Source organism: Pseudomonas sp. xss_4, assembly GCF_043104125.1.
GTDB classification, from domain to species: Bacteria; Pseudomonadota; Gammaproteobacteria; order Pseudomonadales; family Pseudomonadaceae; genus Aquipseudomonas; species Aquipseudomonas parafulva_B.
The window spans coordinates 65,190-84,793 of sequence record NZ_JBICKJ010000065.1; the positions used below are offsets into that span (position 1 = coordinate 65,190).

General features: G+C 62.5%; 21 protein-coding genes. 6 read left to right on the forward strand and 15 right to left on the reverse strand.

The annotated features are described in order from the left end of the window. The first annotated feature begins 67 nt into the window (after positions 1-67). Together ACF8GB_RS12190 and ACF8GB_RS12195 are read left to right on the forward strand one after the other, a co-directional pair. Positions 68-709 carry a TetR/AcrR family transcriptional regulator C-terminal domain-containing protein gene (locus ACF8GB_RS12190; RefSeq protein WP_145256214.1) on the forward strand — a complete coding sequence of 214 codons (642 nt, stop codon included), beginning with the start codon at positions 68-70 and terminating at the stop codon, positions 707-709. 256 nt (positions 710-965) lie between these two features. Then, positions 966-1,880: an RHS repeat-associated core domain-containing protein gene (locus ACF8GB_RS12195; RefSeq protein WP_078478996.1), complete on the forward strand. Its 915-nt coding sequence runs from the start codon at positions 966-968 to the stop codon at positions 1,878-1,880. A gap of 24 nt (positions 1,881-1,904) precedes the next feature. Here the strand turns inward: ACF8GB_RS12195 and ACF8GB_RS12200 are convergent, their stop codons facing one another. Beyond that, the gene (locus ACF8GB_RS12200; RefSeq protein ID WP_058639538.1) at positions 1,905-2,681 is read right to left on the reverse strand and encodes a class I SAM-dependent methyltransferase; all 777 of its coding nucleotides are present in this window, start codon (positions 2,679-2,681) and stop codon (positions 1,905-1,907) included. A gap of 102 nt (positions 2,682-2,783) precedes the next feature. Between ACF8GB_RS12200 and ACF8GB_RS12205 the strand changes: the two genes are divergently transcribed. After that, positions 2,784-3,404: a hypothetical protein gene (locus ACF8GB_RS12205; RefSeq protein ID WP_058603739.1), complete on the forward strand. Its 621-nt coding sequence runs from the start codon at positions 2,784-2,786 to the stop codon at positions 3,402-3,404. 2 nt (positions 3,405-3,406) lie between these two features. On the opposite strand, the gene ACF8GB_RS12210 is transcribed toward ACF8GB_RS12205, so the two are convergent. The 7 genes from ACF8GB_RS12210 to ppc all read right to left on the reverse strand — a co-directional run bounded on the left by ACF8GB_RS12210 (position 3,407) and on the right by ppc (position 10,625). Further along, positions 3,407-4,096, reverse strand: coding sequence for an extensin family protein (locus ACF8GB_RS12210; protein WP_058639539.1), 690 nt, complete (start codon positions 4,094-4,096; stop codon positions 3,407-3,409). Continuing rightward, on the reverse strand, positions 4,093-4,926 hold the full coding sequence (locus tag ACF8GB_RS12215) for an oxaloacetate decarboxylase (protein ID WP_058639540.1): 834 nt from the start codon (positions 4,924-4,926) through the stop codon (positions 4,093-4,095). Before ACF8GB_RS12215 ends, ACF8GB_RS12210 begins: the two co-directional genes overlap by 4 nt. Positions 4,927-4,955: 29 nt before the next feature. Further along, positions 4,956-5,825 (reverse strand): DUF72 domain-containing protein, encoded by an 870-nt coding sequence (locus ACF8GB_RS12220; protein ID WP_058639541.1) that lies wholly within the window; start codon positions 5,823-5,825, stop codon positions 4,956-4,958. A 3-nt stretch (positions 5,826-5,828) separates the two neighbouring features. Next, positions 5,829-6,119, reverse strand: a complete 291-nt coding sequence (locus ACF8GB_RS12225) for a hypothetical protein (RefSeq protein ID WP_058639542.1) — start codon at positions 6,117-6,119, stop codon at positions 5,829-5,831. A 130-nt stretch (positions 6,120-6,249) separates the two neighbouring features. Then, on the reverse strand, positions 6,250-6,924 hold the full coding sequence (tsaB, locus tag ACF8GB_RS12230) for a tRNA (adenosine(37)-N6)-threonylcarbamoyltransferase complex dimerization subunit type 1 TsaB (RefSeq protein WP_392527094.1): 675 nt from the start codon (positions 6,922-6,924) through the stop codon (positions 6,250-6,252). A 166-nt stretch (positions 6,925-7,090) separates the two neighbouring features. After that, entirely contained in the window at positions 7,091-7,741 is a 651-nt protein-coding gene (gene adk / locus ACF8GB_RS12235) for an adenylate kinase (RefSeq protein ID WP_392527095.1), read from the reverse strand. A gap of 256 nt (positions 7,742-7,997) precedes the next feature. After that, the gene (gene ppc, locus ACF8GB_RS12240; protein WP_392527096.1) at positions 7,998-10,625 is read right to left on the reverse strand and encodes a phosphoenolpyruvate carboxylase; all 2,628 of its coding nucleotides are present in this window, start codon (positions 10,623-10,625) and stop codon (positions 7,998-8,000) included. 197 nt (positions 10,626-10,822) lie between these two features. On the opposite strand from ppc, the gene ACF8GB_RS12245 reads away from it, so the two are divergent. From ACF8GB_RS12245 to ACF8GB_RS12255, 3 genes are all read left to right on the forward strand, one after another. Further along, positions 10,823-11,164 carry a hypothetical protein gene (locus tag ACF8GB_RS12245; protein WP_058639545.1) on the forward strand — a complete coding sequence of 114 codons (342 nt, stop codon included), beginning with the start codon at positions 10,823-10,825 and terminating at the stop codon, positions 11,162-11,164. Between the two features lie 279 nt (positions 11,165-11,443). Continuing rightward, complete coding sequence (locus tag ACF8GB_RS12250; RefSeq protein WP_023534068.1) at positions 11,444-11,857, forward strand: DUF4398 domain-containing protein; 414 nt, start codon at positions 11,444-11,446, stop codon at positions 11,855-11,857. A gap of 50 nt (positions 11,858-11,907) precedes the next feature. Further along, on the forward strand, positions 11,908-12,690 hold the full coding sequence (locus ACF8GB_RS12255; RefSeq protein ID WP_058639546.1) for an OmpA family protein: 783 nt from the start codon (positions 11,908-11,910) through the stop codon (positions 12,688-12,690). A gap of 87 nt (positions 12,691-12,777) precedes the next feature. Here ACF8GB_RS12255 and ACF8GB_RS12260 read toward each other — a convergent pair whose 3' ends face one another. From ACF8GB_RS12260 to prfB, 7 genes are all read right to left on the reverse strand, one after another. Continuing rightward, positions 12,778-13,104, reverse strand: coding sequence for a hypothetical protein (locus ACF8GB_RS12260; protein WP_392527097.1), 327 nt, complete (start codon positions 13,102-13,104; stop codon positions 12,778-12,780). Beyond that, a complete protein-coding gene (locus tag ACF8GB_RS12265) occupies positions 13,101-14,024 on the reverse strand; it encodes an alpha/beta hydrolase (RefSeq protein WP_392527099.1) in 924 nt (307 codons plus the stop codon). The genes ACF8GB_RS12260 and ACF8GB_RS12265 overlap by 4 nt, the downstream gene beginning before the upstream one ends. Then, positions 13,996-15,273, reverse strand: coding sequence for a flavohemoglobin expression-modulating QEGLA motif protein (locus ACF8GB_RS12270; RefSeq protein WP_144965239.1), 1,278 nt, complete (start codon positions 15,271-15,273; stop codon positions 13,996-13,998). The genes ACF8GB_RS12265 and ACF8GB_RS12270 overlap by 29 nt, the downstream gene beginning before the upstream one ends. Before the next feature lie 123 nt (positions 15,274-15,396). Next, a complete protein-coding gene (locus ACF8GB_RS12275) occupies positions 15,397-15,945 on the reverse strand; it encodes a hypothetical protein (protein ID WP_392527101.1) in 549 nt (182 codons plus the stop codon). A 28-nt stretch (positions 15,946-15,973) separates the two neighbouring features. Beyond that, positions 15,974-16,678 carry a TetR/AcrR family transcriptional regulator gene (locus ACF8GB_RS12280; RefSeq protein ID WP_058639564.1) on the reverse strand — a complete coding sequence of 235 codons (705 nt, stop codon included), beginning with the start codon at positions 16,676-16,678 and terminating at the stop codon, positions 15,974-15,976. A gap of 189 nt (positions 16,679-16,867) precedes the next feature. Then, complete coding sequence (lysS, locus tag ACF8GB_RS12285) at positions 16,868-18,370, reverse strand: lysine--tRNA ligase (protein WP_058639551.1); 1,503 nt, start codon at positions 18,368-18,370, stop codon at positions 16,868-16,870. A 92-nt stretch (positions 18,371-18,462) separates the two neighbouring features. Then, positions 18,463-19,558, reverse strand: a protein-coding gene (prfB, locus tag ACF8GB_RS12290; RefSeq protein ID WP_100852119.1) for a peptide chain release factor 2 whose coding sequence is annotated in 2 segments (ribosomal slippage) — positions 18,463-19,485 and positions 19,487-19,558 — 1,095 coding nt in all. Because the reading frame shifts where the segments join, the coding sequence is not laid out codon by codon here. Positions 19,559-19,604 lie beyond the last annotated feature (46 nt).

A 19,604-nucleotide genomic window follows, 5' to 3' on the forward strand; every position in this document is an offset into this window, starting at 1 on the left:
CACGGTATTGCGGTCAAGGACAGCGAGCCCAGCTCAAGCCGTATAAGATAGGCAACCTTCTAGGTAGATGCAGATCCCAATGTCCAATGACGTCTCCAGCGGCCCAGGCCGCCCAAAGGACCTTGCCAAGCGCCAGGCCATTCTCGAAGCGGCCAAGTCGTTGTTTCTGAGCCTGGGTTACGCAAGCACCAGCATGGATGCGGTCGCGGCAGCAGCAGGTGTATCGAAGCTTACGGTGTACAGCCACTTCACCGACAAGCAGACGCTTTTCTGCTCGGCGGTCATGGCCACCTGCCAGATCCAGCTGCCTGACCTGTTGTTCGAGTACCCCGAAGGTGTACCAGTAGAAGAGGTACTGCTGACAATTGCCCGTGGTTTCCAGGCACTGATCAGCAGTGACGAAGCGGTCAAGCTCAGCCGCCTGATCATGGCCCAGGGCAGCCTGGACCCGAGCTTTGGCGAATACTTTTACGAAGCCGGGCCCAAGCGCGTGCTGGCCGGAATGGAAGCGCTGCTGCGTGCGGCCCATGAGCGCGGGCTACTGCGCATAGACAACCCGCTGCGTGCGGCAGAGCACTTCTTCTGCCTGGTCAAGGGGGCACCGGATTACCGGTTATTGCTGGGGTGCGCAGCGCCGCTGGAGGAGGATGAGGCCGAGGTGCATGTACGCGAGGTGGTGGGGGTATTCTTGCGGGCATTCAAACCCTGAGGCGTAAACGGGCCTTTGTGTGCGGCCTTGTGTCGCGAAAAGGCCGTAGAGCCCCAGCAATATTCGCGACAACGCTGGAATCACGGGCTGCCTTGCAGCCCTTTCGCGATACAAGGCCGATCCTGCGCGGACCACGCTCGCCAATTGGCCAGAGCCTGTTTAACCAACACGCCCATGACTACTGGCATTATTGCCAGTAGTCAACCCTGAAACTCTTCAACAAGCTCGTATCCTCTACGACTATGAGCACACCCCCATGAAAGCGCGAACACTGAAGATCTTTTACAAAGGCAATAAGCTTTCGACTTTGTATACAGGCAGTACTCACCAGACAGTGCTCAGCGCCAATAGCCAGAACCTATGCGAAACGACAAGCCTACCTTCGCAAGCGAGCCTCCTGGCTACAGACGCACAATCGTCGACCGTCAACATTGTCTCAGAAAGCCAGACGACCATTAACTACGGCCCCTACGGCAATGACAGTAGCCCGCCTGACAATCCCTTGTTATCTCGATTCACAGGCCAGAGTTGGTTACCCGCCGCCATAGGCTACTTGCTGGGTAATGGTCACCGCCTGTTCAATCCAGAGCTGATGCGCTTTTACAGTGTGGACAGCTTGTCACCATTTGGAAAAGGGGGAATCAATGCTTACGCCTACTGCAGCAATGACCCGATTAACCGGTCGGACCCAAGTGGCCGATATACTTCGTTCTTCAAGTGGCGAAAAGGCGGATACTCCTATCAAAAGCTTTCACCCAAGCTATACACCCCCAACTCCAGCTTGTCCGCTAACGAACACATGGCGCTCGGCAAATCGCTAAAGAAACGCCTATCAGGTGCAAGGACTATGCTGAGTGATGCGACCGATCGGGGGCGCACAGAGAAGATCCAGCACGCAAATCATATTATCGAGAGGCTTGATAAAGAAAAAATGCTATACGACATGTATTCGGCTACACGCTCGTCAAAATGGCGATATACGCGGAACGAGGTGGCCGTCAGCCTGGCTCTGGTACCAGACTCCCAAACCCCGCCTCCAGGTCCAAGTTCAAGTCCAAGTCCAAGTCGCCGACCTTCCGTCGACTCCCAAGTTAGTCTCGCATTCTATGAGGAAAACGAGGATGCAATCATGGATGCACTACGGGAAGATCTCCGCAGACTTCGGGAATGATCACACTGGCCGATACATTTCCTTTTAAGCTTTCAACGCCTTCTTGGGGTAAATGTCATACCGGCTCGACTTGCCCTCCAGGCTATGGCTCGGCTTCGGCCCGTCGATGATCGGTGCCTTGCGCGGGCGCTTCACCACCACCCGGTGGCTGGCCAGCGCCAGGGCAGCTTCAAGCAGGGCCGGGGCATCCAGGTCATCACCCACCAAGGGCCGGAACACGCGCATTTCCTTTTTCACCAGAGCGCTCTTGTCGCGGTGCGGGAACATCGGGTCGAGGTAGATGACCTGTGGTGCCTCGCCTTCCCAGGCGCGCATACGCTCGATGGCGTTGCCGGCCAGCAGGCGCATGCGCCCGACAATCGGGCCCACCTCTTCATCCGCACGGGCGCGCGCCAGGCCATCTTCCAGCAACGCGGCGATCAGCGGCTGGCGCTCGATCAGGGTTATCTGGCAGCCCAGGCTGGCCAGCACGAACGCATCCTTGCCCAGCCCCGCCGTGGCATCCAGCACCTGCGGCCGTATGCCTTGGGCGATGCCCACCGCCTTGGCGATCATCTGCCCGTTGCCACCGCCAAACTGGCGCCGGTGCGCGGCCTGGCCTTCGACGAAGTCGACCCGCACCGGCCCCGGGGCCTGCGGCCCCAGCTGCTGGATCTGCAAGCCGTCAGCGCCGATCTGCACGGCGAAGCCGGCGCTCTCGTCCTGTAGCGGCAGGCCTAGGCGTTCAGCCCAACCCTTGGCCTGCTCCGCGTACTCAGCCGACATCGCCTCGACCCTGATACCCGCACCTTGCTCTTCCATCGTCTACACCTAAAAATCAAACCAAGCCTTAATGAATCAGCAGCCACGGCCGATACAGGCAATATCCCGCTATTCTGCCAGAGCACAACGCGCGCGACTGCCATGTCAGAAATTCTTCCTATCGGCTTGACCTACCTGTCGCCTGTCGACAACTACAGTCAGCACAATACCCAGGCACTGGGGGGCGTCAGCCACCTGTGGCAGGATTTCTTCGCCCGGGCAATGGCCGAGCAGCCTGAAACGCCCGTCGACAGCGTCAGCCAGTCATTCGTGCAGTACGACCAGGACAGCGGAGAACCTGTTGGCGGTGCGCGTGCCTTGGCGCTGATCGACGCACAACGCGCCTGCCCGGTGCAAGACACGGTGGTCGCGCCGCCCGAGCCGTTGTTCCTGCCCAAGGCCGAACTGGAGGCCAACCTGCTGCCGCCTGCCCCTGAGCCGTTCGGTGCGCTGGAAATGATCGAGCAGCAGCGTCAGCTCGATATCGACAACAGTTGGGTTCGGCCCGTGGTCGCCCGCCAGGGCCAACCGGTCGCCGAGCCGGGTCCCGGCCCTGCGCCACGGCCGCTGTTCCTGCCGATCGCCGAATTCGACAGCACCCTGCTGGACCCGGCCCCCGAACCGTTCGATGAGCCGACCCTGGCACGCCAGCAGCACGACCTGGCCTTCGACATGCACTGGGCGCGCCCAGTGGTGTTGAACAATGTGCGCGCCTACGCCTGAGGCTAACGGCACACCTGCCAACGACCCATGTCCACGTGAAAGTGATCGCGGTGCGCGGCGTTGTACTCCGGCCCCAGAACCGTGCTGAAGTGCTCGCACGCTGCCTGACGTACCTCACGCAGGAACACCGCCTTGTCCCCGCTCCCCTGCCAGTCGCGCGCCAGAACGATACGTTGGCCGTCGCGCAGACGAAACCCGGCAATGTCCAGAGCGTTGGCGCTGGCATGCTGGCTCAAGCGCCCTGCCTTGCGGTTGTAGACGTTGCGGCAGGCAAAGCTGCCCAGGTGATCGACCTGCACCACCGGCTGGCCCAGCACGCGCTGAGCCACCGGCTGCAGGCCATGGCGCTCGAACAAGGCGTAGGCGACCGCCAGCGGGCAACTGGCCAGGAAACTGCTGCTCAGGCGGGCCTGGCCACCCTCGATACGCCAGACATTGCTCAGCGGGCATTTGGCCGAAGCAGGGCTGTCAGCCTGCGCCCGGTAGCGCAGTTGACTGCTCTGAAGCGCCTGCTGGCAAAGCGCCGGGTCGTCGCGCAGGCGCTTGAGCTTGAAGCCAGTCAGCCAGTTGGGTGGCTGGCTAACGTCCAAGGGGGCCAGCGGGTTCCACTGCGCAGGCGGGCGCCAGCCCAGATGCCACGCCTGGCCGGCCGCCAGCACCAGTACGCCCAGAAGCGCCAGAACGACCTTCATCCGCGACGGAACAGGTCATTGAGCTGGTCGAACGGCAAGGCCTCTTCGGCGTAGCCGAAAGTACCCTGCTCACGGATTTCCTGCGCTGCACGCTGCAAGGCGCCAAAGGCCACACGCGCCATCGACGAACCCACGCTGATGCGCCGTACACCCAGGTCCTGAAGCTGGTTGACGCACAACGGCACCCCCGCCATGCCCATCAGCACGTTCACCGGGCGCGGGGCCAGCGCCTGCACCACTGCCCGCACTTCCTCGGCCGTACGCAGGCCAGGGGCGTAGAGCACGTCGGCGCCCGCCTCGGCGAACGCTTGCAGGCGCTCGATGGTGTCGTCCAGGTCCTGGCGACCGTGCAGCAGGTTTTCCGCGCGCGCGCACAAAGTGAAGGGAAACGGCAGGCTGCGCGCCGCCTGCACGGCAGCACGGACACGCTCCACCGCAAGGCCCCGTTCATAGATGGGCGTCGCGGCGCGGCCACTGGCGTCCTCGATGGAGCCACCGACCAGCCCCGCCTCTGCAGCGCGCAGGATGGCCTGGGCGCAATCCTCGGGCGAATCCCCGAAGCCGTTCTCAAGGTCCGCAGCGACCGGCAACGCGGTGGCGTCGACGATTTCGCCTGCGTTGTCCAGCACGTCATCGAGGCTCAGCGCCCCTTCGGCATCCGGCCGCCCCAGGCTGAAGGCAAGCCCGGCGCTGGTGCTGGCCAAGGCCTCGAAACCCAGGCTGGCCAGCAGCTTGGCTGAACCTGCGTCCCAGGGGTTGGGCATGACGAAGACGCCATCGCGTTGATGCAAGGCCTTGAAGGCTTCGGCTCGCAGGGTTTGCACATCCATGATCAAGCACTCCGGCAGTCGGGAAGAAATCAAAGTAGACCCAGCTGTTTGACCTCCGGCGCTCGCGGCAATTCCGGCAGTGCGGCCAGCCCAGGCAGGCGCTGCATGAGCCGCTGGTGGAAACGCTGAGCCAACGCGGCCGCCAGGCGGTTGTCAGCCGTATGCAAGAAGATGTACGGGCTGCGCCCCTCCTCGATCCATGCGGCCAGCTTGTCCACCCAAGGGGTCAGGAAGGGTTCGTTGTATTCAAGCGCCGGATGGCCGATGAAGCGCACCTGCGGATGCTGAGTGAAAGCAGCTGGTCGTGGTGGAACATTGGGTTTCTTGGACTGGGCGTGCACGATGGCAGGGTCCGTGGAAGTGCAGCTGAACAACGCTCTCGGGTCGAGACATACCCGCTCGACGCCCAACTTGGCCAGCAGCCGGTTGAGCGCGCGTTCTTCCTCACCTTTGGCGAAGAACGCCGGGTGACGCACTTCCACCGCCACGCTCACGCCCACCTGCTCCAGAAACTGGCTCAGCTCTTCCAGTCGCCCCGGCCCATACAAAGCGGGCAACTGCAGCCAGTAAGGAGACACGCGTGCCCCGAGCGGCGCCATCAGGCGAATGAAGTCAAAGGCAGGTTCGAGATGGTCGCGCAGGTCGCCACCGTGGCTGATGTCGCGGGGGAACTTGGCCGTGAAGCGAAAATGCGCCGGCATCGTTGCCGCCCACCGGGCCACCGTGGCAGGTGATGGCCTGGCATAGAACGTTGTGTTGCCTTCGACGGCATTGAATACCTGGCTGTACAGCCCAAGCATCTGCGCGGCGCTGGCGTCAGCAGGGTACAGGTACTCTCGCCAGGCGTTTTCGCTCCACGACGGGCAACCAATGAAATAGGGGATGGACGGCAGGCTCATCCGTCAAATGTACAGGTCGAGCCCCAGTACTTCCATGTCCCAGTCAGTAAAGCCTGCTGTGCTCAGGTAACTGGCAAGGGCCGAGGCGGTGCGCCGGTCACGGGCGCGGGGGAACACCATGTCTTGCTGACGGGCTGGCAGCGTGCTGGCACGGCGACGAGCAGCAGGCTCCTGAGGTGCCATGGCAGCCTCTTCTACCAGTTCGACATCATCGGCCACGTCATCATGCACGGCCGCCTTGCGCGGCGTACGCTTGATCGGAAAGGACTGTGATGAGAAACCGTCGACACGCATGGCATGAGCACCCGGGACCAATGATGGCAATTTAGCAGCATTGATGGCCCGCCGCTAACGCTCGATTGAGAACTTGACCACAGTTTGTGCAAAAGGTTGTAGCACTATCGAGAGCGCCCGACGAACAGCCTCACTGTTTTTTGGGCGTGGCCACGTTGTCACGCAGGTAGATCGGCTGGGCCTGCTCGGCTGCGATGGCCTCACCCCGATCCCAGGCAAAGCGGGCCAGACTCAGTACATCAAGGGCGCTGGGCAAGGCAGAGGGGTCGCTTGCGCCAACAGTGACCGCCAGGCGCTCGGCATAGCCCCAGCCCGTGCCTGCCCCAAACCAAGGTCCTTGTGCCCCGGCTGACAACGCCACGCGTTCAGGTGGCAGTACCGCTTCATCGCCTTGCAGGCGCATTTCCCCCGCTACGGCCTGATAGCAGCCCCAGTACACCTCGTCCATACGCGCGTCGATGGCGGCGGCCACTTGCTGGGCACCCTGTTGACGCAATGCGCCCTGGGCCAGCGCGGCGAGGTTGGACACCGGCAATACGGGCCGCTCCAGGGCGAAAGCCAGCCCTTGTACCACGCCGATGGCAATGCGCACGCCAGTGAACGCACCCGGGCCACGGCCGAACGCAATGGCATCGACCGTGCCCAGGGCGACGCCGGATTCGGCCAGCAGCTGCTTGATCATCGGCAGCAACTTCTGGGCATGCATGCGCGGGATCACCTCGTAGTGGCTGGTTACCTCGCCGTTATGCAGCAGTGCAACGGAACAGGCTTCGGTAGCGGTATCCAGGGCCAACAAGGTGGTCATCGAACAGGTATCCAGGTGTGAGTGGAAAAAAGCGGGAGTATAGAGCAGCGGCGCCTTCGTGTCCCAAAGGCCCGCCGTGTGGGCCGCCAGGGATACCACAGCATCGCACGAGGCCAAAAACGACGACGGCCCGCAAGCGGGCCGTCGTTCAATGACAACGTGCCGATCAGCTCAGCGCGGCCAGCACCTTGGCAGTGATCGCCTCCACCGAGCCCACACCTTCGATGTGGCTGTACTTGGGCTTGCCACCGTTGGCAGCCGACAGCTTCTGGTAGAAGTCCACCAGTGGCTTGGTCTGGCTGTGGTAGACCGACAGGCGATGGCGAACGGTTTCTTCCTTGTCGTCATCGCGCTGGATCAGGTCTTCGCCGGTGGCATCGTCCTTGCCTTCGACCTTCGGCGGGTTGTACTGGATATGGTAGGTACGGCCCGAGGGCAGGTGCACACGGCGGCCTGCCATGCGGCCAACGATTTCTTCGTCGTCCACGGCGATCTCGACCACGGCATCGATATCCACGCCTGCAGCGACCATGGCCTCTGCCTGCGGGATGGTGCGCGGGAACCCGTCGAACAGGCAACCGTTGGCGCAATCAGGCTGGGCGATGCGCTCTTTGACCAAGCTGATGATCAACTCGTCGGAGACCAGCTGGCCGGCATCCATGACTTTTTTCAGCTCAAGGCCCAGGGGCGTGCCGGCCTTGACCGCAGCACGCAGCATGTCACCGGTGGAGATCTGTGGAATACCGAACTTTTCGGTGATGAACTTTGCCTGAGTACCTTTACCGGCCCCGGGAGCTCCCAGCAGAATTACGCGCATCTTGTGCTCCTCAAATTTTTGTATGCAATTCAATGGATTCGGCAACCAGGGCCAAGTCCGGAAATTCGGTATGACCATGAATCGGTCAGAAGGCTGCTCAAGATACACAGCGCCTGCCAGCCCGACAAGCGTCCCAAAGTTGCATGAATGCACCACTTCAGGTCGAGCGGGCAAGTGGTTGCGCCCAGCGCAACCCCCGTACCGCAGCTGTTCGGTGCCCCCCTGCGCCGTTCTGGAGCAGACCTGCCCCCTCCCCTCAACCGGTGTTGCGCAGCCCTGCGGCAATACCGGCGATGGTCACCAGCAATGCCTGCTCCAGCGGGCTGTCCAGAGCGGCCTGGCGGTTACGCGAACGGGCCAGCAGTTCTGCCTGTAGCCGATGCAGCGGGTCCAGGTACGTGTTGCGCAGGCGGATGAATTCCAGCGTTTCAGGGCTATGCGCCAGTAGCACCTGCTGCCCAGTCAGGTTCAGCACCACCTGGCACGACTGCGACAATAGGTCGCGCAGTTGCGCACCTAAAGGCAGCAGGTGCGGTTGCACCAGACGTTGGTCGTAGGCCTCTGCAATTTGTGCATCGGCTTTGGCCAGGACCATCTCCAGCATGTCGATGCGCGTGCGGAAAAACGGCCAATGCTCGCGCATCTGCGCAAGCAACGGGCCCTGCCCGGCGGCCAGCGCATTGCTCAGTGCCGTTTCCCAACCCAGCCAGGCTGGCAGCATCAGTCGGGTCTGGGTCCAGCCGAAGATCCAGGGTATGGCGCGCAGGCTTTCGATACCGCCGGCACGTCGCTTGGCCGGGCGACTGCCCAACGGCAGGCGCCCCAACTCCTGCTCGGGGGTCGACTGGCGGAAGTACTCGACGAAATCCGGGTGCTCACGCACCACGTCGCGGTAAGCCTTGACCCCATCGGCAGCCATCTGGTCCATGAGGTCGCGCCACGCCGGCTGCGGGGGCGGCGGTGGCAGCAGCGTGGCTTCGAGCACGGCGGCCAGGTAGAGGTTGAGGTTCTGCTCGGCTATGCCGGGCAAGCCGAATTTGAAGCGGATCATCTCCCCTTGTTCGGTGGTGCGGAATCGCCCCGCCACCGAACCCGGAGGTTGCGACAAAATGGCGGCGTGAGCCGGGCCGCCGCCGCGCCCCACCGTACCGCCCCGGCCATGGAACAATAGCAACTCGACCTGGTGCTCGGCGCAAATGCGCACCAGGCTTTCCTGCGCGCGGTATTGGGCCCAGGCAGCGGCCGTGGTGCCCGCATCCTTGGCCGAGTCGGAGTAGCCGATCATGACCTCCTGAGGGCCGTGCAGCCCGGCGCGATAACTGGGCAGCGCCAACAGCCGCTGCATCACAGGGCCCGCGTTATCCAGGTCGGCCAGGGTTTCGAACAGCGGCACCACCCGCATCGGGCGGGCCAGGCCGGTCTCCTTGAGCAGCAATTGCACCGCCAGCACGTCCGACGCGGCACCTGCCATTGAAATCACATACGAGCCCAGCGAGGCGCCTGGCGCAGCGGCGATTTCCCGGCAGGTGGCCAGAACCTCGGCCGTCTCGTCCTGAGGCTCGAAGTGGGCTGGCAGCAGTGGCCTGCGGTTGGCCAGCTCCTGTTGCAGGAAGCCGATACGCTGTTCCTCATCCCAGTCGGCATACCGGCCCATGCCCAGGTACTCGGTGATTTCGCTCAACGCATCACGGTGGCGCGCGGCATCCTGGCGCACGTCCAGCCTGACCAGGAACAGGCCGAAGGTCACGGCCCGGCGCAGGCAGTCCAGCAGCGGGCCATCGGCAATGATGCCCATGCCGCAGTCATGCAGCGACTGGTGACACAACTGCAACGGTGCAACCAGCTCGCGGTTGTCCACCAGCACGTCAGGCCCAGGCGGTACGCTGGCAGACAGAGCCGAATGCGCCCAACTGCGTGTTGCCCGCAAGCGGTCGCGCAGTTGCTTGAGCAGCGCACGGTAAGGCTCCGGACTGTCGCCCACGTGCTCGCGCAAGGCAGCACTGGCCTGTTGCATGGAAAGTTCTGCCGCCAGTGCATCGATGTCGCGCAGGAACAGGTCCGCTGCCATCCAGCGCGCCAGCAGCAGGACTTCTCGGGTGACCTTGGCGGTGACATTGGGGTTGCCGTCCCGGTCACCGCCCATCCACGAAGCGAAGCGGATGGGGGCTGCCGTCAGTGGCAGACGCTGGCCGGTCGCCTCGTGCAAGGCATGATCGACTTTGCGCAGGTGGTTGGGGATGGCCTGCCACAACGAGTGCTCGATCACGGCGAAGCCCCACTTGGCCTCATCCACGGGCGTTGGGCGCGTACGGCGTATCTCTTCGGTATGCCAGGCCTCGGCAATGAGACGGCGCAAGCGCTCGCGGATTTGCGCGGTTTCGGCAGGCGTCAGGTCGCGATGATCCTGGGCGGCCAGCTGGGCGGCGATGGCGTCGTACTTCTGGATCAGGGTACGTCGCGAGACTTCGGTAGGGTGCGCGGTGAGCACCAGCTGGATATCCAGGTCAGCCAGCTGCTGCGCCAGGGCCTGATCGTCATGGCCGGCCTGCTTGAGGCGGGCCAGCAGCTCAGGCAGCACGCGCGCCTCGAAAGGCTCGGGCTGATCGGCATCGCGACGCCGTATCAGGTGGTATTGCTCGGCCATGTTGGCCAGGTTGAGGAACTGGTTGAACGCCCTGGCCACCGGCAACAGCTCATCATCATCCAAGTCACCCAGGGTCGAGCTGAGTTCTTCGCCTGAACTGCGTCGATCAGCTTTCGCACTGTGGCGAATGTCCTCGATCTTCTGCAAAAACTCATCGCCATATTGATGACGAACAGTCTCGCCTAGCAGCTCTCCCAGCACATGGACATCTTCACGCAAACGCACATCGATATCGGTCATTGGCCCTCTCCGTGGCGCAGCTCGAGCGCCTGGCATGCCTTGTTAGGCTCATCGCGCCGCCTATGAGGCCGCGACCTCTTGCCAGAGTGCCAAGAGCAAGGCGGCGATGGCAAGCCATGCGCAGCCAAAGCAAACTAATGTTGATGGTCACCACTCTCATGCCTTGCATGCCCTAGCAGGCGCTAACAGAGGTCATCATGAAAATTCGTGAACTCGCCCAGCACTGGGAACAGAACGCGGCCGGCACCCTCAGCCGTACCGAACATGTGTTGCACCTTGATCTGGAGTCCGAAGCGCGCCTGGCGGCGCTCATCGACATGTACCCCAAGCGCACTGCCGAAGCGCTGCTTGGCGAATTGGTCGGAGCGGCGCTGGAGGAGCTGGAGGCAAGCTTCCCCTACGTGCAGGGGCATCAGGTCATCGCCACCGATGAGGAAGGCGATCCCCTGTACGAGGACGTAGGGCCCACACCTCGTTTTCTCGCCCTTTCACGTCAGCATCTGCATGCCCTGACTGAAGCTGAGAACGATGAGAAATGATCTTCGCATGGCCACGATTTCGGGTGCCGATCAGGACCAAAACCGCTTGGGCGGGCAAAAGTTCCGCTGGATTGCAGCTGACCGATTAGTCAGAAAGAGTTACTCGTAATCTGGACTTTTTACTGAACTATTCGAAAATTCTTCCAGTCGGAGCCAATAGCCATCACGCTAAAACCCTGCACACCGGTACTTGTGCGCCATCGAGCTCAAGCGCATGAAAACGGTCCGGGGGATGAGCGATGGACTGCTACGGACATCGTCATTATCAGGAGTGATCCAATGGAGCTGACCACCATGAAAACCCGCACTGTCAAACCTTCATCCACTTACGTGCGCGGGTTCAAGCTGGCCGCGCTGGCCCTGGGCAGTAGCCTGGTCCTGGCTGGCTGTGCAGGCAACCCGCCTACCGAACAGTACGCTGTGACCCAGTCCGCCGTGAACTCTGCCGTCAGCGCAGGCGGCACCGAGTACGCTGCTGTCGAAATGAAAGCCGCTCAGGACAAGTTCAAGCAGGCCGAAATCGCCATGCATGACAAGAAGTACGACGAAGCCAAGCGTCTGGCCGAACAGGCCGAATGGGACGCGCGTCTCGCCGAACGTAAGGCCCAGGCGGCCAAGGCCCAGAAGGCCGTACAGGACGCCCGTCAAGGCGCCCAGGACGTACGTGAGGAAGGCCTGCGCAGCGCTCAGTGAGCCCTGCCCTGTCTCCCTTAGCCTTCGCACTCGATCAAAGGATGAACACTATGCGCAAACACGTCATGATTCCCGCCCTCCTGGCCCTGAGCGTCGGTCTCGCTGCCTGCTCGCACGACCCGAACGCCAACCTGGAAGCGGCTCGTACCAACTTCTCCTCCCTGCAGAGCGATCCGCAGGCCAGCAAAGTGGCTGCCCTTGAAACCAAGGACGCCCAGGACTGGCTGAACAAGGCCGACAAGGCCTACATGGACCGTGAAGACGAGCAGAAGGTCGACCAACTGGCCTACCTGACCAACCAGCGCGTTGAAGTGGCCAAGCAGACCATCGCCCTGCGCACTGCCGAAGGCGACCTGAAAAACGCCGCCGCGCTGCGCGCGCAGGCCAAGCTGGACGCCCGTGACGCCCAGATCGCCAAGCTGCAGCAGAGCCTGAACGCCAAGCAGACCGACCGCGGCACCCTGGTGACCTTCGGCGACGTGCTGTTCGACTTCAACAAGGCTGAGCTCAAGAGCAACGCTTACCCGAACATCACCAAGCTGGCTCAGTTCCTTCAGGAAAACCCTGAGCGCAAGGTGATCGTCGAGGGTTACACCGACAGCGTCGGCTCGGCCAGCTACAACCAGTCCCTGTCCGAGCGTCGCGCCGGCAGCGTGCGCATGGCATTGGTCCGCGCAGGCGTAGACCCAGCTCGCATCGTTGCCCAAGGCTACGGCAAGGAGTATCCGGTAGCGGATAACTCCAGCAACTCGGGCCGCGCCCAAAACCGTCGCGTGGAAGTCACCATCTCCAACGACAACCAGCCTGTTGCACCGCGTTCTTCGATGAAGTAACGCCGCACGGCAGGACGAAGAACCCCGCGCTGGAGCGTTCCTCCAGCGCGGGGTTCTTTTTTGCTGCTACCGGTTAGCCACGAAGACCTATCGCACCTGCTGCGGCGTATCTGCGCCCACACAGCGCACGGCGCGCTTACGACTGTCGACCAGCACGCCACTGAGGCCTTTTTGCTGGGTGTCGAACAGGACCAGCACACCCTCGGCGCACTGGGCCACCTGCGCTGCCGGCTCCAATGACACCTTGTAGTCTTCGCCCGGTACCGTCTTGAGCATGGTGAAGTCTTGGAGCAACAAGGCATCCTCAGGCTTGGCGAAGTGCAGGTAACCGTAGTACCACAGGGCCCCCACCGTCATGATGATGCTGCCGACTCCTGTCAGAATCAGCGGTATGGCGTTGCGTTCTTCGCTCATTGCGGGTTTTTCTCGTCATTGGCATTGGGCACTTCGGCAAGCCGCCGCAGGCCGGTGAAATGGCTGGGATCATCCAGAAAACGCAGCATCACTTGGCGCCAGGTGGGGTCGGCGAACGTCTGCACATGCCCACCTCGGGTCAACTGCAGCACTCGAGGCGGCGGCGCCTGCTGATACAGGCGGATGACATTGTTCATCGGCACCAGGTCATCATCGATGCTGTGGAAAAAGAGCTTGGGCGGGCTGGTCAGCTGCCCGACGGACTCGATGGCGCTATCGGCATCGGGCACCAGCCAGGACAAGGGCACCTGAAGTGGCCAGGTCATCCACGAGGTACTCAAGGCGTACTGGCCCACCGCTCGGTAGCTGGCAGGAACGCCGTCGAACACCAGAGCGCTGAAGCGTTCGCGCTGCTCGGGATGGGCCGCCAGGTAGTGGATGGCCATGGCACCGCCCAGACTCTGCCCCAGCAACACCAGAGGCTTGCCCTTGACCTGCGGGGACTGATCGAGCCAGGCCATGGCGGCAGCGATATCCTGATAGACCTCAGGTAGCCGCGGCTTGCCCTCGGACAGTCCGTAGCCTCGGTAGTCGATCATCAGCACCTGGTAACCTTGCTCCGGCAACCAGTAGCTGCCGCCCAGGTGACCGGGCAGATTGCCCCCATTGCCGTGCAGGTGCAGCACCGTGCCCTTGACCGCCACACCTTGCTTGGCCGGCAGCCACCAGGCGTGCAGGCGCACACCGTCGGCGGCAACCAGGGTGACATCGCTGTAGGCGAGCCTGGCCCGCTCAGGCGTGAACGCCTGGCCTCGCTCAGGGTAGAACAGCAAGCCGCTGCACCCGCCCAGCAGCACCAGCAGCATGCCTGCCGTCAGCAGGCGCAGCCCGTTAAAGGATGTTCGCGTAGTCGGTTTCAATACGGTCCAGGCTCAGGTGGTTGAGGAAGTTGGAAAAGCACATCCAGGCCGACAAGGCGTTCAGGTCGCGGAATTGCTCAGGCAGGTACTTGGGCGGCTCCACCAGGCCCTCCTCGACGAGCTGGCGCAGGGTGCGCATGTCTTCGAGGGTGGTCTTGCCGCAGAACAGCAGTGGTATCTGCTCCAGCTTGCCCTTCTTCACGGCCAACTGAATGTAGTTGTAAACCATGATGAAGCCCTTGAGGTAGGACAAGTCCTTGGTAAATGGCAAGCCATTGGGCACCGACCCACGGAATACCCGGCTGGCGTTGCTGTAGCTCTGCCCCATGTCGAAGCCCTGTTCCTGGAAGAACTGGTACACCTGCATGAAGTCTGCACCGTCCTCGACCATGTGTATGGCGCGGGTCCGGTTGGTCAGTTTGCGCAGGCGGCTGGGGTAGGAGGCGAAAGCGATGACTTCCATCAGGATGGCCAGGCCTTCCTGGGTCACCGTCGAGGAAGGCGGGCCCTTGGCCAGGAACGTACAGATGGGCTGGTTCAGGCCGTTGAGTGTGGTGCCCACATGCACCAGCCCCTCGTGGACTTCCAAGGCCCGTACATCACGCGCGTTGAACATGGCATCGGCACGCACCTTGATGTAGTCGGCACCGGCGGCGGCATCGGCCACGATGCCGTCGGACTCGAACACGCGGATGGTCCCTTCGGCTTCGCCGAACACCTTGTTCAACCGGCACTGGAGAATATCCACCGCTTGCTTGGCCGTCAGGTTCTTCGGCTCGTCCTTGAGGTCGCCGCGCCCATCGATGTTGTTCAGGTAGTCCGACAGCATCAGGCCAAGGTCGGCCAGGGTCGGGTCACCGGCATGGAAAACGTCGGAGGCAGCGCCGTACAGCTCCTGGGAAATCAGACCGAAATCTTCCGTGCCCCTGGCCTCGAGCATGCGCACTACCATGCGGTACTCGCGGCACATGCGTTTCATGATCTGCCCCACGGGGCTGAACTGGCCAAGCTGGCGGATGATGTCACGCTCGATGGCCTGGAACTCCGCTTTCACTGCGCTGGAGTCGAACCCCAGTGAGCGCGCCTGATAATAGGCGCGGTCCACGGCAGGCGGCACCTTGCCCTTGGCCTCGAAGAAGCCGCGGCGGATGCCATCGTCCCACTTGACTGCATCGAGCACGCGAATCGGCGTTTGCGCGGCCACGATACGGTCGGACAGGGCGCGAATGGTTTGCTGGTACTCGTCCACAAAGAAATCCTTATCGGCCGTCAGGCCAAGCCATGTCCGCTCGTGTCGGGCCACTCAGGTGTCGAGCAGCCTGGGTGGGCGCGCGCCGTTGACGCACCCGCGAATCACCCGAGACCTGCCCTGTCACTTGCCAGCGCGTTTGAAACGCACCGCCTCCACGAACAGGTCCGAATTCGCGGGGTCGTTGAGGTAGACCAGGACTCGCTCTGGCGGGCTGTCGACCAGCACACCCTCGCCGTTGTCCTGCGCCACTTCGGTGCTGTGCCCGCTCAATTCCTTGCTGCCCAAGGCCTGCTGCACTTGCTGCACATCGAGGTTATAGACCACCAGCTCCTTGCCATCGACGATATCGAAACCACCGATCACGTAGTTGCCCCCAAATTCGCCCGGCACCCGCGCCGACAGGTACCAGCGATTACCCTGCTGGGCCACGTTGAACACATAGGTTTGAGCAGATTTGCCCTTGGGTGTAGCTACCGCCTTGTAGGCCCCTGCGTCGGCACGCGTGATGACCAGCTTCAGCGGCTCGCCCCAGGCGCCCTTGGTGATCCAGCTGCCCACAAGCCCCCTGGGTGCCGAGGACTTGCCTGGCAGCGGTTCGGAAAACGTCACCAGACAACCGCCCAGCATCAGGAATGACAGCGTCAACAGCACCACACGCCAGGCTTTCATCAGGTTTTCTTCCTCGAAAAGGTCGGGCTCAATCCGACGCCAGCACCAACTGCAGGTATCGGGTAAGCATTGCCAGCATCGGCCCATCGGCCTGCGCCTCGGCGTGCTTGAGCAGGCCCTGATATTCCATCTGCTCGATAATCGCCGTCAACATCTGTGCATCCTGTTCCGGCTGCCGCGAGCCAACGACTTGCAGCAGCTGGCGCGTACCGTGCAGCAGAATCTGCTCGTGGGCACACACCAGCTCGGCCAGGCGCGGGCACAACAGCGCTTCCTGGCGAAACGCCTGCTCGGCCATCATGAAATCGCGGCGGGTGAGCAGTTGGCGCTGCACATAATCGGCCATCATGCGCGCCACTTCATCGGCCAGTTTTGCCCGTGCCTGGGGACTGCCGTCGCCCTGGGCCAGCAGTTGGCGCAGCACCGCTTCGGTGTTGAGCCAGAGCTTGGCCATGTAGGCGGCGCTGCGCTCGACGTACTGGGCGAACGTGTCGGTGAGCAGGTCCTCGATATCCTTGAAGTAGTAGGTGGTGGCCGACAGCGGTACCCCTGCCTCTGCGGCGACGGCACGGTGTCGCACGCCCCGAACGCCATCGCGCACCACGATGCGCATGGCGGCGTCCAGAATCAGTTGGCGGCGCTGTTCGCTGCCTTGCCGGGCCGTCTTGCGACCCTGGTAACGCACGCTTTCGGCAACGGCGGTGGCGATGCCGGCAGCCCCTTGTTGAGCCATGGCGGTTGTCATGGAGTACCTCATGTACGGTGTCTGGTCGGAGCATGCCCGTTCGCGTCCGATCTGGCCCCAGGCATTGGAATCGTAGATTCACTTGGCCAGGGATTGAATCGCGAGCGGGCCGGTGATGACAACATAAAGCTTCGGGCAAGAAAAAGCCGCCTGAAAAGGCGGCTTTTTCGACTTCACTCAGGCCTGCGGACGCATGTGCGGGAACAGGATCACATCGCGGATCGATGGCGAGTTGGTCAGCAGCATCACCAGGCGGTCGATGCCGATGCCCTCGCCCGCCGTTGGCGGCATGCCATATTCCAGCGCGCGCACGAAATCGGCGTCGTAGTGCATGGCCTCGTCGTCACCGGCATCCTTCTCGGCCACCTGGGCCAGGAAGCGCTCGGCCTGGTCTTCGGCATCGTTGAGCTCGGAGTAGGCGTTGGCAATTTCGCGCCCGCCGATGAACAGTTCGAAACGGTCGGTCACCGCAGGGTTCTCATCGTTGCGACGGGCCAGCGGCGAAACCTCGAACGGGTACTCGGTAATGAAGTGCGGCTGCTCCAGCTTGTGCTCGACCAGCTCTTCGAAAATCATCACCTGCAGCTTGCCCAGGCCTTCATGGCCCAGCACCTTGGCCCCTGCCTTGCGGGCGATGTCGCGGGCGCGGTCGACATCCTGCAGGTCGGCAGCGGTCAGCTCGGGGTTGTACTTGAGGATCGAGTCGAACACCGACAGGCGCACGAACGGCTCGCCGAAGTGGAAGACCTTGTCGCCGTACGGCACATCGGTAGAGCCCAGCACCAGCTGCGCCAGCTCGCGGAACAGTTCCTCGGTGAGGTCCATGTTGTCGCGGTAGTCGGCGTAGGCCTGGTAGAACTCAAGCATGGTGAACTCAGGGTTGTGGCGCGTCGAAACCCCTTCGTTGCGGAAGTTGCGGTTGATTTCGAAGACCTTCTCGAAGCCACCGACGACCAGACGCTTGAGGTACAGCTCAGGCGCGATACGCAGGAACATGGCCATGTCCAGGGCGTTGTGGTGGGTTTCGAACGGCTTGGCCGCTGCGCCGCCCGGGATGGTCTGCAACATCGGCGTCTCGACTTCGAGGAAGTCGCGTTCGATGAGGAACTTGCGAATGTGCGAGATGACCTGCGAGCGCACGCGGAAGGTGTGGCGTGTTTCTTCGTTGACCATCAGGTCGACGTAGCGCTGGCGGTAGCGCTGCTCGGTGTCGGTCAGGCCGTGGTGCTTGTCGGGCAGCGGGCGCAGCGACTTGGTCAGCAGGCGCACCTGGGTCATCTCGACGTACAAGTCACCCTTGCCCGAGCGGGCCAGGGTGCCCTCGGCGCTGATGATGTCGCCCAGGTCCCAGGTCTTGACCGCAGCCAGGGTTTCTTCGGGCAGGGTCTTGCGGTTGACATAGACCTGGATACGGCCGGTCATGTCCTGGATGACCATGAACGAGCCACGGTTGAGCATGATACGGCCCGCTACCTTGACCGGGATCGCGGCTGCTTCCAGCTCTTCCTTGGTCTTGTCCGCGTACTGTTTCTGCAGGTCGTTGCAGTAGCTGTCGCGACGGAAGTCGTTGGGGAAGGCATTGCCCTTGGCGCGTTCTGCGGCAAGCTTTTCCTTGCGCAGGGCGATAAGGGCGTTCTCTTCCTGTTGCAGGTCTTGCGATTCGGTCTTCAGGTCGCTCATGTCGTCTTTGTTTCCATCAGGTATTCGTTGCCCTTGGCGGGCAGGGCGCGCGCTACCGGCAAGGGGCCGGTGGCGCGGCGATAGGGTGTGGCTTACAGCCCCTGCTTGAGGCTCGCTTCCAGGTACTGGTCAAGGTCACCGTCCAGCACTTTCTGGCAGTCGCTGCGTTCGACGCCGGTACGCAGGTCCTTGATGCGCGAGTCGTCCAGCACGTAGGAGCGGATCTGGTGGCCCCAGCCAATGTCCGACTTGCTGTCTTCCAGCGCCTGCGAGGCCGCATTGCGTTTCTGCATCTCCAGCTCGTACAACTTGGCCCGCAGCATTTTCATGGCGGTGTCCTTGTTGGCATGCTGGGAGCGTTCGTTCTGGCACGCCACCACGGTGTTGGTCGGCACGTGGGTGATACGCACTGCCGAGTCGGTGGTGTTGACGTGCTGGCCACCGGCGCCCGAGGAGCGGTAGGTATCGATGCGCAAGTCCGATGGGTTGATCTCGATTTCGACCTTGTCGTCGATTTCGGGCGAGACGAACACGGCCGAGAACGAGGTGTGGCGGCGGGCACCAGAGTCGAACGGGCTCTTGCGCACCAGGCGGTGCACGCCGATCTCGGTGCGCAGCCAGCCGAAGGCGTACTCGCCCTTGATGTGCACGGTGGCGCCCTTGATGCCAGCCACCTCGCCCTCGGAGAGTTCGATGATGGTAGCGTCGAAGCCACGCTTGTCGGCCCAGCGCAGGTACATGCGCAACAGGATGTTGGCCCAGTCCTGCGCCTCGGTCCCGCCGGAGCCGGCCTGGATGTCGAGGTAGGCGTTGTTCATGTCCATCTCGCCGCTGAACATGCGACGGAACTCGAGCTGGGCCAGGTGTTCTTCCAGGCCTTGCAGTTCGGTCACGACGTCGCCGACAGCGCCTTCGTCGCCCTCTTCGACGGCCATGTCCAGCAGGTCCTTGCAGTCAGCCAACCCGTTGGACAGTTTGTCCAGGGTCTCGACGACCTGCGCCAGCATGGACCGCTCACGGCCCAGGGCCTGGGCGTACTCAGGCTTGTTCCAGACGTTGGGGTCTTCCAGCTCGCGATTGACTTCGATCAGGCGGTCATGCTTGAGATCGTAGTCAAAGATACCCCCGAATGGACTGGGAGCGGTCGGAGAGGTCCTTGATGGTGTTCAGGATCGGTTGGATTTCCATGGGCAGGCTACTCGTGCGAATTCGGTGAAAAGCCTGCGAGTATAAC